13 protein-coding genes are annotated in these 13,552 nt (G+C 62.3%); 8 read left to right on the plus strand and 5 right to left on the minus strand.

Annotated features, from left to right (window positions below):
• The first annotated feature begins 926 nt into the window (after positions 1–926).
• From hemA to QCL51_RS03505, 6 genes are all read left to right on the plus strand, one after another.
• Complete coding sequence (hemA, locus tag QCL51_RS03480) at positions 927–2,204, plus strand: glutamyl-tRNA reductase (RefSeq protein WP_003247394.1); 1,278 nt, start codon at positions 927–929, stop codon at positions 2,202–2,204.
• Positions 2,201–3,283, plus strand: coding sequence for a peptide chain release factor 1 (gene prfA / locus QCL51_RS03485; RefSeq protein WP_003247392.1), 1,083 nt, complete (start codon positions 2,201–2,203; stop codon positions 3,281–3,283). The genes hemA and prfA overlap by 4 nt, the downstream gene beginning before the upstream one ends.
• Positions 3,283–4,113 carry a peptide chain release factor N(5)-glutamine methyltransferase gene (gene prmC, locus QCL51_RS03490; RefSeq protein ID WP_021783503.1) on the plus strand — a complete coding sequence of 277 codons (831 nt, stop codon included), beginning with the start codon at positions 3,283–3,285 and terminating at the stop codon, positions 4,111–4,113. The genes prfA and prmC overlap by 1 nt, the downstream gene beginning before the upstream one ends.
• Positions 4,107–4,862: a molybdopterin-synthase adenylyltransferase MoeB gene (locus QCL51_RS03495; protein ID WP_028698055.1), complete on the plus strand. Its 756-nt coding sequence runs from the start codon at positions 4,107–4,109 to the stop codon at positions 4,860–4,862. Before prmC ends, QCL51_RS03495 begins: the two co-directional genes overlap by 7 nt.
• Positions 4,855–5,652: a glutamate racemase gene (gene murI / locus QCL51_RS03500; RefSeq protein WP_028698056.1), complete on the plus strand. Its 798-nt coding sequence runs from the start codon at positions 4,855–4,857 to the stop codon at positions 5,650–5,652. The genes QCL51_RS03495 and murI overlap by 8 nt, the downstream gene beginning before the upstream one ends.
• 106 nt (positions 5,653–5,758) lie before the next feature.
• A complete protein-coding gene (locus tag QCL51_RS03505; protein ID WP_028698057.1) occupies positions 5,759–6,277 on the plus strand; it encodes an acyloxyacyl hydrolase in 519 nt (172 codons plus the stop codon).
• A 63-nt stretch (positions 6,278–6,340) separates the two neighbouring features.
• On the opposite strand, the gene QCL51_RS03510 is transcribed toward QCL51_RS03505, so the two are convergent.
• The 5 genes from QCL51_RS03510 to QCL51_RS03530 form a co-directional block, all read right to left on the minus strand.
• Positions 6,341–7,039: an SDR family oxidoreductase gene (locus QCL51_RS03510; RefSeq protein WP_028698058.1), complete on the minus strand. Its 699-nt coding sequence runs from the start codon at positions 7,037–7,039 to the stop codon at positions 6,341–6,343.
• Positions 7,036–8,478: a deoxyribodipyrimidine photo-lyase gene (phrB, locus tag QCL51_RS03515; protein WP_028698059.1), complete on the minus strand. Its 1,443-nt coding sequence runs from the start codon at positions 8,476–8,478 to the stop codon at positions 7,036–7,038. The genes QCL51_RS03510 and phrB overlap by 4 nt, the downstream gene beginning before the upstream one ends.
• Positions 8,469–9,368, minus strand: coding sequence for a MerR family transcriptional regulator (locus QCL51_RS03520; RefSeq protein WP_021783497.1), 900 nt, complete (start codon positions 9,366–9,368; stop codon positions 8,469–8,471). Before QCL51_RS03520 ends, phrB begins: the two co-directional genes overlap by 10 nt.
• Positions 9,358–10,326, minus strand: a complete 969-nt coding sequence (locus QCL51_RS03525; protein WP_021783496.1) for a DUF523 and DUF1722 domain-containing protein — start codon at positions 10,324–10,326, stop codon at positions 9,358–9,360. Before QCL51_RS03525 ends, QCL51_RS03520 begins: the two co-directional genes overlap by 11 nt.
• A 103-nt stretch (positions 10,327–10,429) precedes the next feature.
• Entirely contained in the window at positions 10,430–11,416 is a 987-nt protein-coding gene (locus QCL51_RS03530; protein ID WP_021783495.1) for an NAD(P)/FAD-dependent oxidoreductase, read from the minus strand.
• 186 nt (positions 11,417–11,602) lie between these two features.
• Here QCL51_RS03530 and QCL51_RS03535 point away from each other — a divergent pair, with 186 nt between their 5' ends.
• Together QCL51_RS03535 and hemH are read left to right on the plus strand one after the other, a co-directional pair.
• Positions 11,603–12,508, plus strand: coding sequence for a TIGR01777 family oxidoreductase (locus QCL51_RS03535; RefSeq protein WP_021783494.1), 906 nt, complete (start codon positions 11,603–11,605; stop codon positions 12,506–12,508).
• Positions 12,509–12,521: 13 nt separating this feature from the next.
• The gene (gene hemH / locus QCL51_RS03540) at positions 12,522–13,538 is read left to right on the plus strand and encodes a ferrochelatase (protein WP_103443484.1); all 1,017 of its coding nucleotides are present in this window, start codon (positions 12,522–12,524) and stop codon (positions 13,536–13,538) included.
• Positions 13,539–13,552: the final 14 nt, after the last annotated feature.

Raw genomic sequence — 13,552 nt, forward strand, 5'->3', positions numbered from 1 at the left:
CTCCCTCCGCAAGGCCTCCACTCGGCCTCCTGAAGTCGCAATCTGCGTTGCTTGGACTACCGCGCGCTTAGAAGCCAGATCAAAAGCGAAAAGCGAGCTCTGTGATCGGCCGGCACCGCCGATGCATTCGGTGAGATTCTGCCCGGTCATCTGGATAAGGATATCGCCGGCAAGTCTGCCCTCGGCCTGGTATACCTGTAAGAACGCCGTTGCTCTTGCTCTTGGCTTTTGCTTCTGAGCGCGCGGCAGTTCAGGCGACGCAGATTGCGACTTCAGGAGGCCGAGCGCAGGGCTTGCGGAGGGAGGTGACGGGCATGGATGCCCGTCAAGCGCTGGGCCCCAGGATGGGGCCTGCAGCGCGGTCCTCCCGGGAGCAAGGCCGGAGCGAGGGGACCCCGGAGCGCAGCGTAGGGGCCGGATGATGGGAGCCGACGGTTTTGGTTACTTTGGCCACGACCAAAGTAACCCGCCGGAAGGGCGGAAAGGTGACTACGCGCCACCTTCGCGAATGAATACCTACTTGATGTGGATGCTCACATCCAAGAAGCAAGAAGCAAGAAGCAAAGTGGTCTGTTTTGACTAGGCGAACCGTCATTTGCGATGGCGACGCTGACTCACCTTTTCGCAAAAGGCTTAAGGCAGTTAGCTCTGTAGCCAGCTTCTTGGCGTCCGTTGTCACGGGGCAAGCCCACCAAAAAACGCTGCGCTCCCATCATCCGGCCCCTGCGCTGCGCTCCGGGGTCCCCTCTCTTCGGCCTCCTGAAGTCGCGAAGATCAAAAGCGGGAGTGAAACCTGAAATCGACGCTGATGCTGGCCCGCGAGCGGCGATAGCCGCAGCGCTATCAGCACAATAGCGAACGGTGGTTGTTCTAAAACCTGCGAAAGAGGACAATTATCGGCTTCCCGTCACAACCAGCGACCTTGCATGGCCTTTCTTGCACTTGGTATCAACCATAAGACTGCCTCGGTAGACGTACGCGAGCGCGTGGCGTTTACCCCAGAGCAGCTGGTAGACGCCCTGCAGCAGCTCTGCCGACTGACGTCCAGCCGCGAGGCGGCGATCCTGTCGACCTGCAACCGCAGTGAGCTCTATATAGAGCAGGACCACCTGTCCGCCGACGCCGTGCTGCAGTGGCTGGCCGACTATCACCGCCTCAGCCTCGACGAGCTGCGCGCCAGCGCCTACGTGCATGAAGAGCACGAGGCCGTGAAGCACATGATGCGCGTGGCCTCGGGCCTGGACTCGCTGGTTCTCGGCGAGCCTCAGATCCTGGGCCAGATGAAGTCCGCCTACGCCGTGGCCCGCGAAGCCGGTACCGTCGGGCCGTTGCTCGGGCGCCTGTTCCAGGCCACCTTCAGCGCCGCCAAGCAGGTGCGTACCGACACCGCCATCGGTGAAAACCCGGTTTCGGTAGCGTTCGCCGCAGTCAGCCTGGCCAAGCAGATTTTTGCCGACCTGGGCCGTAGCCAGGCCCTGCTGATCGGTGCCGGCGAAACCATCACGCTGGTCGCCCGCCACCTGCACGAGCAGGGCGTACGTCGTATCGTGGTGGCCAACCGTACTCTGGAACGCGCCAGCATCCTGGCTGAGCAGTTCGGTGCGCATGCCGTGCTGCTGGCAGACATCCCACAGGAACTGGCCAACAGCGACATCGTGATCAGCTCCACCGCCAGTCAGTTGCCGATCCTGGGCAAGGGCGCGGTCGAGAGCGCACTGAAACAGCGCCGACACAAGCCGATCTTCATGGTCGACATCGCTGTCCCTCGCGATATCGAAACCGAAGTCGGCGAGCTGGACGACGTCTACCTGTACACCGTCGACGACCTGCACGATGTAGTGGCGGAAAACCTCAAGAGCCGCCAGGGCGCGGCCCAGGCGGCCGAAGAGCTGGTATCCGTGGGCGCCGAAGACTTCATGCTGCGCCTGCGCGAACTGGCTGCGGTGGACGTGCTCAGGGCCTATCGCCAGCAAAGTGAGCGCCTTCGCGACGAAGAACTGCAAAAGGCCTTGCGCCTGCTGGCCAATGGCGGCAACCCCGAAGACGTGCTGGCCCAACTGGCCCGGGGCCTGACCAACAAACTCCTGCATGCGCCCAGCGTGCAGTTGAAAAAGCTCTCGGCCGAGGGCCGCCTCGATGCGCTGGCCATGGCCCAGGAACTCTTTGCCCTCAACGAGGGCTCCACGGACAAATCCCCGCAATGAAAGCGTCGCTGCTGAACAAACTGGAAATCCTCCAGGACCGTTTTGAAGAACTCACCGCCCTGCTCGGTGACGCCGAGGTTATTTCCGACCAGACGCGTTTTCGCGCCTACTCCCGTGAGTATGCCGAGGTCGAGCCGGTTTACGCTGCCTATAAAGAGTGGCGTAAAGTCCAGGACGACCTCGAAGGCGCCCAGGCGCTGCTCAAGGACAGTGACCCGGACCTGCGTGAAATGGCCGTGGAAGAGGTGCGTGAAGCCAAGGAGCAACTGCTGACGCTGGAGGCGCAGCTGCAGCGCATGCTGCTGCCCAAAGACCCCAACGACGGCCGCAACGTGTTTCTCGAAATCCGCGCCGGTACGGGGGGCGACGAGGCAGCCATTTTCTCTGGTGACCTGTTCCGCATGTACTCGCGCTACGCCGAAAAGCGCGGCTGGCGCCTGGAGATCTTGTCCGAGAACGAAGGCGAGCACGGCGGCTACAAGGAAATCATTGCCCGCGTCGAGGGCGAGAACGTCTACGGCAAGCTCAAGTTCGAGTCCGGTGCACACCGGGTTCAGCGTGTGCCCGAGACCGAGTCCCAAGGCCGTGTCCACACTTCCGCGTGCACGGTGGCGGTGCTACCCGAGCCGGACGAGCAGGCTGCCATCGAAATCAACCCGGCCGACCTGCGCGTGGATACCTACCGTGCCTCCGGTGCCGGCGGCCAGCACGTCAACAAGACCGACTCGGCGATCCGCATCACCCACTTGCCCACCGGTATCGTGGTCGAATGCCAGGAGGAGCGCTCGCAGCACAAGAACCGCGCCCGTGCCATGTCCTGGCTGTCGGCCAAGCTGAACGACATGCAGACCAGCGCCGCGCAGAACGCCATTGCCAGTGAGCGCAAGTTGCTGGTGGGCTCCGGTGACCGCTCCGAGCGCATCCGCACCTACAATTACCCACAGGGCCGGGTGACCGATCACCGCATCAACCTGACCTTGTATTCGCTGGACGACATCCTCAGCGGTGGCGTAGACGCGGTGATCGAACCGCTGCTGGCCGAATACCAGGCCGATCAACTGGCCGCCTTGGGGGACTGATGACTGTCATCGCCAGCCTGTTGCGCAACGCGCAGTTGCCCGAATCGCCCACTGAGCGCCTGGATGCCGAGTTGCTGCTGGCTGCGGCCATCGGTAAGTCGCGCAGCTACCTGCACACCTGGCCTGAGCGTATCGTCAGCAGCGAAGATGCCGAGACCTATGCCAGCTACCTGCAGCGCCGCCGTGGCGGCGAGCCAGTGGCCTATATCCTTGGGCTGCAGGGCTTCTGGAAGATCGACCTGGAGGTTGCGCCGCATACCCTGATCCCGCGGCCGGATACCGAGCTACTGGTCGAGACGGCCCTTGAGCTGCAACCCGCTTCGCCAGCCAAGGTTCTTGACCTGGGTACGGGAACGGGTGCCATCGCCCTGGCGCTGGCCAGCGAGCGCCCGGCCTGGCAGGTGACAGCGGTTGACCGTGTGGAGGAGGCTGCTGCCCTCGCCGAGCGCAACCGTCAGCGGTTGGGCCTGGCCAACGCTCGGGTACGGCTAAGCCACTGGTTCGACAGCCTGGCCGGCGAGCGTTTCGATCTCATCGTCAGCAACCCGCCCTACATCGCTGCTGAAGACCCGCACCTGGCGACCGGAGACGTGCGGTTCGAACCCAGCAGTGCACTGGTGGCCGGTGCCGATGGCCTGGACGACCTTCGTGTGATCGCTACCCAGGCCCCAGCGCACCTGTTGCCTGGTGGCTGGCTACTGCTGGAACATGGCTACGATCAGGCGGCAGCGGTACGCGCTCTGCTGGCTGAACATGGCTTTATCGAGGTGGCCAGCCGCACGGACCTGGGCGGCCATGAACGCATTACCCTGGGGCGACTGCCATGCTGAGTGATCAGGAACTGCTACGTTACAGCCGCCAGGTGCTGCTGGCTCAGATCGACATTGATGGCCAGCTGCGGCTCAAGCAGAGCAAAGCGCTGATTGTCGGGCTGGGTGGCCTGGGCTCGCCAGTTGCCCTTTATCTGGCCGCGGCCGGAGTAGGTGAGCTGCACCTGGCCGACTTCGACACCGTCGACCTGACCAACCTGCAACGCCAGGTAATCCACGACAGTGCCAGCGTCGGCATGAGCAAGGTCGACTCGGCCTTGCAGCGTTTGCAGGCTATCAACCCGGAAGTCAGCCTGGTTGCTCACCGCCAGGCACTGGACGAGGACTCGCTGGCGGCTGCGGTGGCGGCGGTCGACCTGGTGCTGGACTGCTCCGACAATTTCTCTACCCGCGAAGCGGTCAACGCTGCCTGTGTCGCCGCCAGCAAGCCATTGGTCAGCGGTGCGGCAATCCGTCTGGAAGGTCAACTGTCGGTGTTCGACCCGCGGCGCGACTACAGCCCGTGCTACCACTGCCTTTACGGACACGGTAGCGAAGCTGAACTGACTTGCAGCGAAGCAGGCGTCATTGGCCCGCTGGTGGGGCTGGTGGGTAGCCTGCAGGCGCTGGAGGCGATGAAGCTGCTGGCGGGCTTCGGTGAACCGTTGGTCGGCCGCCTGCTGTTGATTGATGCCCTAGGTACCCGTATCCGCGAGCTTCGTGTCAAGCGCGACCCGGCGTGCACGGTCTGTGGCAAGCGCGATGGCTGAGCGCTCGGCGCCGGTAGGCGTCATGGACTCGGGGGTTGGCGGTTTGTCGGTGCTCGCCGAGATCCAGCGCCTGCTGCCCAATGAGACGTTACTGTATGTGGCCGATTGCGGGCATATACCCTACGGTGAGAAGTCGCCGGACTATATCCGCGAGCGCTGCCGGCACATTGCCGGGTTCTTCCATGAGCAAGGCGCAAAGGCCATGGTGTTGGCCTGCAACACCGCCACGGTGGCGGCAGTGGCCGACCTGCGAGAGTTGTATCCGACCTGGCCGTTGGTGGGCATGGAGCCGGCTGTGAAGCCTGCTGCAGCCGCCACCCGCTCGGGCGTGGTCGGTGTGCTGGCCACTACCGGTACCCTGCAGAGTGCCAAGTTCGCAGCCTTGCTCGACCGCTTCGCCAATGACGTACGGGTTATCACCCAGCCTTGCCCAGGGCTGGTCGAGCTGATCGAAACCGGTGACCTTGCAAGCCCGGCGTTGCGCCAGATGCTGCAAGGTTACGTGCAGCCGCTGCTGGCAGCAGGTTGCGATACGCTGATCCTCGGCTGCACCCATTACCCTTTCCTTCGCCCATTGCTGGCCAGTATGGTGCCGGAGGACGTGGCCATCATCGACACCGGCGCGGCCGTGGCGCGTCAGTTGCGACGGCTGTTGGGTGCCAATGATCTGCTGGCCGAAGGCCCGGCTGGCGCTGCACGCTTCTGGACAAGCGCTGATCCAGAAATCCTAAGAAAAATCCTACCTGTGCTGTGGCATAAGTCCGGCGATGTGCAAAGCTTTGCGTTGTGAAAAAAACGTGAAAACCAGCTGAACTATCGTTCCACTTCTGCTTTCTACCGCTTTGCCTGAGATGAGGCGGACACTAACAACAGCATCAGGAAGAAGGATGTTTCTCATGAGGAAACTGCTCGGCTTGGCAGCGGCTGCTGCCTTTGTTATGGGACAATCGATGTCGGTACAAGCTGCCGATGTTTCGTTTTCGGTGGGGCAGACCGGCGATTCGACCATGGTCTACCGGCTAGGGCTGCAATCGAACTGGGATGCGAGCTGGTGGCAGACCAGCGTTGGTCGGCTGACCGGCTATTGGGATGGCGCCTACACCTACTGGGATGGCGACGAGACCGCGAGCAATCACAGCCTGTCCTTCGCGCCAGTGTTCGTCTATGAGTTTGCCGGGGAGTCGGTGAAGCCTTACATCGAAGCGGGGATCGGGGTGGCGGCGTTCTCCAGCACCGAGTTGGAAAGCAACGAGCTGGGTTCGGCTTTCCAGTTCGAGGATCGCATCGGCTTTGGTTTGCGCTTTGCCGGCGGGCATGAGATTGGGGTGCGGGCGATTCACTACTCGAACGCCGGCATCAAAGAGCCCAATGATGGTGTAGAAAGCTATAGCTTGCATTACCGAATGGCGCTCTGAGTTCACCTGCATTCCCCCCTTCGCGGGCAATGCCCGCGAAGGGGGTAGTACTGAATTCAGGTGTTAGCGCGTCAGTGGCCACAGGCTACTGACGTTCAGCGTCTCCAGGACCAGTTCCGGTTCTCGCTGAGGCCACCGCCGCAATAACTCCTCTGCGGCACTGTCGGGCGTCCACGCCTCCGGTATCGCCTGTGCCGACGTCACCGTTACCTTCAGCGATTGTGGTCCTACAATGGTCAGTGCTACCCCTTGCTCCTCAAGGGCCTTGCGCTGCTCACGCATCCACTGCGGCAAGTTGTTCCAGCCCGCAGTCACCTGTGTCGGTGCAAACAGCTGCAACGCCGAATAACGGTTGAAAAGCGCCATCACCTGCGGTGACTGCCCCTTTGCCAGCAACGGCAGCGCTTTGCCCAGGCAATGCTCTGCGGCAAGCTGGTTGGTAGTGACGATTGTTTCGATCAGCTCAGCGTCATTGACATCGGCTGACAGGTAATCGCTGGTGCCGGTGTTGATGATCAGACCGTCCAGCGAACACCAGGCATGGCAAATCTGTTGGCATGCATGGGTGATTTGTTGTTCTTCATGCAACTGCCACGGCAAACGCAACAATTGGCGGCCGTAGCGTGCCCCCAAAGCATCCAGTGCAGCGCCATCCTTGCCGCTGGCGGCAACGCGATGCCCTTCCTCGAGCATCCTCTTCACCAAAGCCAAGCCAAGTCCGTTGCTTGCGCCCGTAACCCAGAAACTGCGTGAGTTATTCAAGACGTTATCCCCTGATTCTGCCGGCGTGGCAGCCCTTTGAACGCTTCCAGGGCCCGCTGGCGACTGCTGCTGAGATCTACGATTGGACTTAGGTAAGCAGTATTACCGAAAAGGTCCGTCGATTTAATGGGGTGATGGATGGCTTTTTCGTCGAGCGCTTGTAGTTCTGGTACCCAGTGGCGAATGAAATGCCCCTGAGGATCGAAGCGCTGCGACTGCGAAATCGGGTTGAAGATACGGAAATAGGGCACCGCATCGGTGCCGGTGGACGCACTCCACTGCCAGCCCCCGTTGTTGGCGGCCAGGTCGCCGTCAATCAGGTGGCGCATGAAGTGCCGCTCGCCCTTGCGCCAGTCAATCAGCAGGTTCTTGCTGAGGAACATGGCCACGACCATGCGCAAGCGGTTGTGCATCCACCCGGTGTGCAGCAGTTGGCGCATGGCGGCATCGATGATCGGGAAGCCGGTGCGGCCCTGCTCCCACGCCTCCAGGTCTGCCGGGGCGTCACGCCACGGCAGGGCTTCGGTCTGGGCACGGAAGGCGCGGTGGCGGGAGACCTGTGGATAACCGCTCAGGATGTGCTTGTAGAACTCGCGCCACAGTAGCTCGTTGACCCAGGTCTGCACGCCCGTGCTGCCACTGTCGAACTCGCCCCGGTTGCAGGCCAGTGCACCGTGCAAGCATTGGCGGGGCGAGATCACGCCGGCGGCCAGGTAGGGTGAAAGCTGGCTGGTACCGGGCTTGGCAGGCAAATCACGCAAGTGCTGGTAGTCGTCGATGGTTTCGTCGAGGAAGCGTGACAGGCGGGACTGTGCCTCAGCCTCACCTGCTGGCCAGTGGTCGCGCACTGTGTGCGTGGTTGTTCCGAATCCCTCTACGTGTAGCGGGACCGGATCGCTGCCGATGTTCAACGGTGCCTGGCGCTTCACTCGCCGGGCCAAGGCCGGCAGGCTGCGGTGCAAATGTTCCAGGCAGGTTTTCTTGAACTGGCTGAAGACCTGGAAGTAATCGCCACTGCGGGTAAGCACGGTACCCGGACGGAAGAACAGCTGGTCGAGGTAGCTGTGTGCCTGGATGGCCGACTTTTCCAGCAGTGCCCGGGTGGCATCATCCCGGCGCTGCTCATTGATGCCGTACTCCTCGTTCCAGTGCACGCTTTGCACCTGATGCTGGCGGCAGACATCGAGCACCGCCTGTGGTGCCTGGTCCCAGGTTTCGATTGTGCGGATCAGCAGGGGTATGTTCAGCTTTTCCAGTGATTGGCGCAGGTCATTCAGGTTACGCAGCCAGAAGTCGACTTTGCAGTCGGCATCGTCATGGGCTTGCCATTGCCCGGGGCTGACAAGCCACAGGGCGATGGTCGGGCCGCGCTCTGTGGAGGCGCTGAGTGCAGTGTTGTCATCGATGCGCAGGTCGCTGCGCAGCCAGGTCAGGTGCATGGGGGAGTTTTCTCTACAGGCTGTCGATCGTGGGCTTGAAGCACGCGCAATGCCGCCTGCGGGGTATCGAACAGGAAAAGGTCGGGAAGCTCAAAAGCCTTCAAGCGGGCTTCATGCAGCGCCAGCGTGGTACCGCCCAGTAGCTTGGGGACCGGCAAGCCTTGCAGGGTGCGCAGCAACGCCTTGTCGTCGATGCGTGGCCCGAGGTGCAGGAGTAAGGCGCGTGGTTTCAGCACGTTGACGGCGCTTAGCAATTGCGGGCCTGCGACAGGCTGCTCGAGTACCTCGACCGGGAAGCCGTTGCTGGTGAGCAGCCAGGCGCACAACCATAAGCCTGGACTGAAGGTGCGTTCGCTGTCTTCAGCCAGCAATACGGCAGGGCCTTGCAGCAGCTGGTTGTCGTGATACACGCGGGCACCGAGCTTGCTGCGTAGCCAGCTGTGGAAAAACACCTGCTCCAGCCGAGCGTTGAAGTAATTGCGCCAGCGCAGGTCGAGCATGTCGAGTAGCGGCAGCAGCAATTGCTCGCACAGGGTGACCGCCGGGTACAGCGCCATGGCCTGGTTAAGTTGCTGGTCGAGGGCGCGCTGTGACAGGCTGGCGATGGCCTCGATCAGCTGGAATTGCCTGGCTTGCCAGTCACCCTTTGGTGGAGTGCTGGTAGGTTTGTCGAGCAACTCGCGGACTTGGCCGACCGACGCGCCACGCTGCAGCCAGGCCAGGACGGCCTCGACGCGTTCGACCTGCTCAAGTGGATACAGGCGATGCCCCTTGGCGGTGCGCTGTGGCTTGAGCAACCCATAACGGCGCTCCCAGGCGCGCAGGGTGACGGGGTTGACGCCGGTGCGACGGGCCAGTTCGCCGATGGGCAGCAAGTCCTCAGACCGCATTGCGCAAGCCCAGGCTCTCGGGGTGCGGTTGCAGGTAGGCTTGCTGCTGCAAGTAGGGGTCTGGGTGCTTGCGCAAATGGTGTTTGAGCAGGGTCAGTGGCACTACCAGTGGTACCACGCCTTGTTGGTATTGGCCGATGACTGCCTGCAACTCAGCCTTGTCCTGCTGCGTCAGGGCATCCTTGAAGTAACCGCTCAGGTGCTGCAGCACATTGCTGTGGGTGCCGCGGCTGGCACAGCGGCGCAGGGCCTGCATCAGCTGGCTGAAATAGCGTGAGCCGATGCTCTGTGGTTCATCATCCCTGCTCATGCTGCCAAGCAGGCGGCCGAGGGTACGATAGGCCTGGGGGTTGTTGGCCATCAGCAAATACTTGTAGCGCGAATGAAAGCGCACCAGAGCACCACGGTTCAGGCCTTCGGCCAACAGGCGCTGCCAGTCGGCGTAGGCGTAAACGCGGCTTATGAAGTTTTCGCGCAGCACGGGGTCATGCAGACGGCCTTCTTCCTCTACTGGCAGGTCCGGGCGCAGCGCGCAGAAAGCCTGGGCATAGACACCACGGCCGCCATGCACGGCCGGGTGGCCATTGTCCTGATAGACCTTTACCCGTTCCAGGCCGCAAGAAGGAGACTTCTGCATGAAGATGTAGCCGCAGATGTCGTCAAGTTCGTTGGCCATCTGCTCACCATAGGTGCGCAGCGGGTCGGTCAGGTCCTTGCCGGGGTCGCGGGTGCCGACCACTTCGGGCTGTTCGGGGTTGCCGACCAGGCGAATCGGGTCACGGGGAATACCCAGGCCGATTGCCACTTCCGGACACACGGGTAGCCAGTCGAAGTGATGTTCCAGCTGTTTACGGCACAGGTCGGAAGCCTTGTGGCCGCCGTTGTAGCGCACGCTGTGCCCGGTCAGGCAGGCGCTGATGGCGATGCGTGGCTTGCTGTGTACGGAAGGGTCGTGCATGGCTGCCTCCGAAAATAAACCTGTACGTGACGCAAATCTTGTACAGGTTTATTTCAGCACAGCGCTGAAGTTATGCAAACTAGTATTTTTGTATAGTTCTGCATCACTCAAGGTGTTCGAGCAAGCGCCGAGCTGCTTCCTGGCCACTGAGCCAGGCGCCCTCGACGCGGCCGGACAGGCACCAGTCCCCACAGGCGTACAAGCCTTGGTCAGCATCCGCCAGTGCCCCCCACTCATGGTTGCTGCTGGGGCGGGCATAGAGCCAGCGGTGGGCGAGGGCGAAGGTGGGCGGCGGTACCACGCAGCCGACCAGCTCGGCGAATTCGCCCCACAGCTGTTCGATGACTTCTTCCTTGGGCAGGTCGATGTGCTGCCGGCTCCAGTCTGACGTGGCGTGTAGTACCCATGTGTCCAGGTGCTCATCGCGGCCGGGCTTGCTGCGATTGCGGGCCAGCCAGCCCAGCGGGCTGTCCTGCACGAAGCAGCCTTGCATTGGCGTATCCAGCGGTGCCTCGAAGGCAAGGGCGACGGCCCAGGTAGGCTCCATTTGCACGCCAGCGGCCACGGCAGCCAGCTTCGGTGTGGCGGCCAGAAGTGGCGTGGCCTGCGGTGCCGGGACGGCGATCACTACACGGCTGTAGGGGCCGTGGCTGCAACCTTCGGTGTCCTGCAGGTGCCAGTACTGCTTGCCGCGAAACACTTCCGCGATGCGGCAGCCGAAGTTGACGGTGACGTCCTTGAGCAAGCCTCGGGTGATGGCGCTCATGCGTGGCACGCCCACCCAGCGCGTCTGCTCGTCGGGGGAGGGGGTGAGTTCGCCATCAAGGTAGTTGTACAGCTGAGGCTTCCACTGCTCGGCCCAGCCAGCGGCCACCCATTGCTGCACCTGATCGACAAAGCGACGGTCACGGGCCGTGAAGTATTGGGCTCCGAGGTCGAGCGCGCCGGCCTCGCTGCGCTTGCTGGCCATGCGCCCGCCACTGCCGTGGCCTTTGTCGAACAAGTGCACGGATTGCCCGGCCTTCTGCAAGGCCTGGGCGGCTGACAAGCCGGCGATGCCGGCCCCGATGATGGCGATAGGTACTGTCATGATGGCCTCTTCAAACCTTGCTGTGAGCAGACTACGCTGTCAGGCAAACCTGTACAATGCACAAATTATGTATAAGGTTATTCCGTGTGGCGAACAGGTTGGCCTATGTTTATCCGAGAGCGTCGGGTCAAGAAAGTGCCTTGATGTTAAAAATAGACCACCGCCGCACTCTGCGAGGACACAGCCATGCATATATTGCTGACAGGTGGCACCGGTTTGATTGGCAAGCATCTATGCCAGTACTGGCTTGGCCAAGGGCATCGGCTTACGGTTTGGAGCCGGCGTCCTGAACAGGTGGCGAAGATTTGTGGTAGCGGGGTACGTGGCATCGCCCGCCTGGAGCAGCTGGAGGCCGATGATCATCTTGATGCGGTGGTCAACCTTGCCGGTGCGCCGATTGCCGACAGGCCCTGGACGGCCGCCCGGCGCAACTTGTTGTGGGCCAGCCGTGTCACCCTTACCGAGCAATTGCTGGCTTGGCTGGGCACCCGTGAGCAGCGCCCGGAGGTGTTGATCTCCGGCTCTGCGGTAGGTTGGTACGGAGACGGCGGCGAACGTGAACTGACCGAGGCTTCACCCCCGGTGCGTGAAGATTTCGCCAGCCAGTTGTGCATTGCCTGGGAAGAGACCGCCCAGCGTTCGCAAGCCCAGGGGATCCGCGTGGTACTGGTCCGTACCGGCCTGGTGCTGGCCAGTGACGGCGGCTTTTTGTCGCGCCTGCGCATGCCCTTCAAGCTGGGGCTGGGCGGGCCTTTGGGCAACGGGCGTCAGTGGATGCCCTGGGTTCATATAGATGACCAGGTCGCCCTGATTGATTTTCTCTTGCAGCACAAGGATGCCAGCGGTCCTTATAATGCTTGTGCCCCGGAGCCTGTGCGCAACCGTGAGTTTGCCAGGCGACTGGGCCGTGCCCTGCATCGGCCGGCGCTGCTGCCAGTGCCGGCATTGCTGCTCAAGGCGGGCCTTGGCGAGATGTCGACCTTGCTGCTGGGAGGCCAGCGGGCGCGCCCGGTACGCTTGCTGGAAGCCGGCTTCACCTTCCGCTTCAACGATCTGCAATCGGCGCTGGACAACCTGTCCAGTCGCCTCTGACATAGGACGCTGCATGACCGATCACGCCCTGCTGCTGGTCAACCTTGGTTCCCCGGCCTCCACCTCGGTGGCCGATGTGCGCCGCTACCTCAACCAGTTCCTCATGGACCCGTACGTGGTCGACCTGCCGTGGCCGGTGCGGCGCTTGCTGGTGTCACTGATCCTGGTCAAGCGCCCGGAGCAGTCGGCACATGCCTACGCTTCGATCTGGTGGGAGGAGGGCTCGCCTTTGGTTGTGCTGACCCGTCGCCTGCAGGCCGCGATGGTCGAGCACTGGCCCCATGGCCCGGTGGAAATTGCCATGCGCTACGGCCAGCCGGCCTTGCCTGATGTGTTGGCGCGGTTGGCCGCTCAAGGTGTGCGCAAGGTGACTTTGGCACCGCTTTATCCACAGTTCGCCGACAGTACGGTGACCACTGTGGTCGAGCAGGCAAAACAGACGGTCAGCGAGCGGCAGTTGCCGTTGCAGATGCGCGTGTTGCAGCCGTTCTACGAGCACCCGGCGTACATCGAGGCGCTGGCAGCCAGCGCCCGGCCGTACCTGGAGCAGGGTTACGACCACCTGCTGCTGAGCTTTCATGGCTTGCCGGAACGGCACCTGAAGAAGCTGTTTCCGAAGGGGGTCAAGCACGACCTGCGTGCTGCCGATTGCTGCCACGGTGCACCTGCCGAAGTACGTTCGGTTTGCTATCGCGGGCAATGCCTGGCTACGGCCAAGGCCTTTGCGCAGCGCATGGGCATACCTGATGGCAAATGGTCGGTATCGTTCCAGTCGCGGCTGGGGCGGGACAAGTGGATCGAACCTTACACAGAGACGCGGTTGGATGAGCTGGCCAAGGCCGGGGTGAAGAAGCTGCTGGTGATGTGCCCTGCGTTTGTGGCGGATTGCATCGAGACGCTGGAAGAGATTGGCATGCGTGGCTGCGAGCAGTTTGTCGAGGCTGGCGGCCAGGAGCTGGTGCTGGTGCCGTGCCTGAATGATCACCCGGAGTGGGTCAGGGTGTTGGCTGATATGTGTGAAAAGGCCTGAATCAAAGGGGCCGT

This window comes from Pseudomonas sp. LTR0 (assembly GCF_036630035.1).
Lineage (GTDB): Bacteria > Pseudomonadota > Gammaproteobacteria > Pseudomonadales > Pseudomonadaceae > Aquipseudomonas > Aquipseudomonas putida_Y.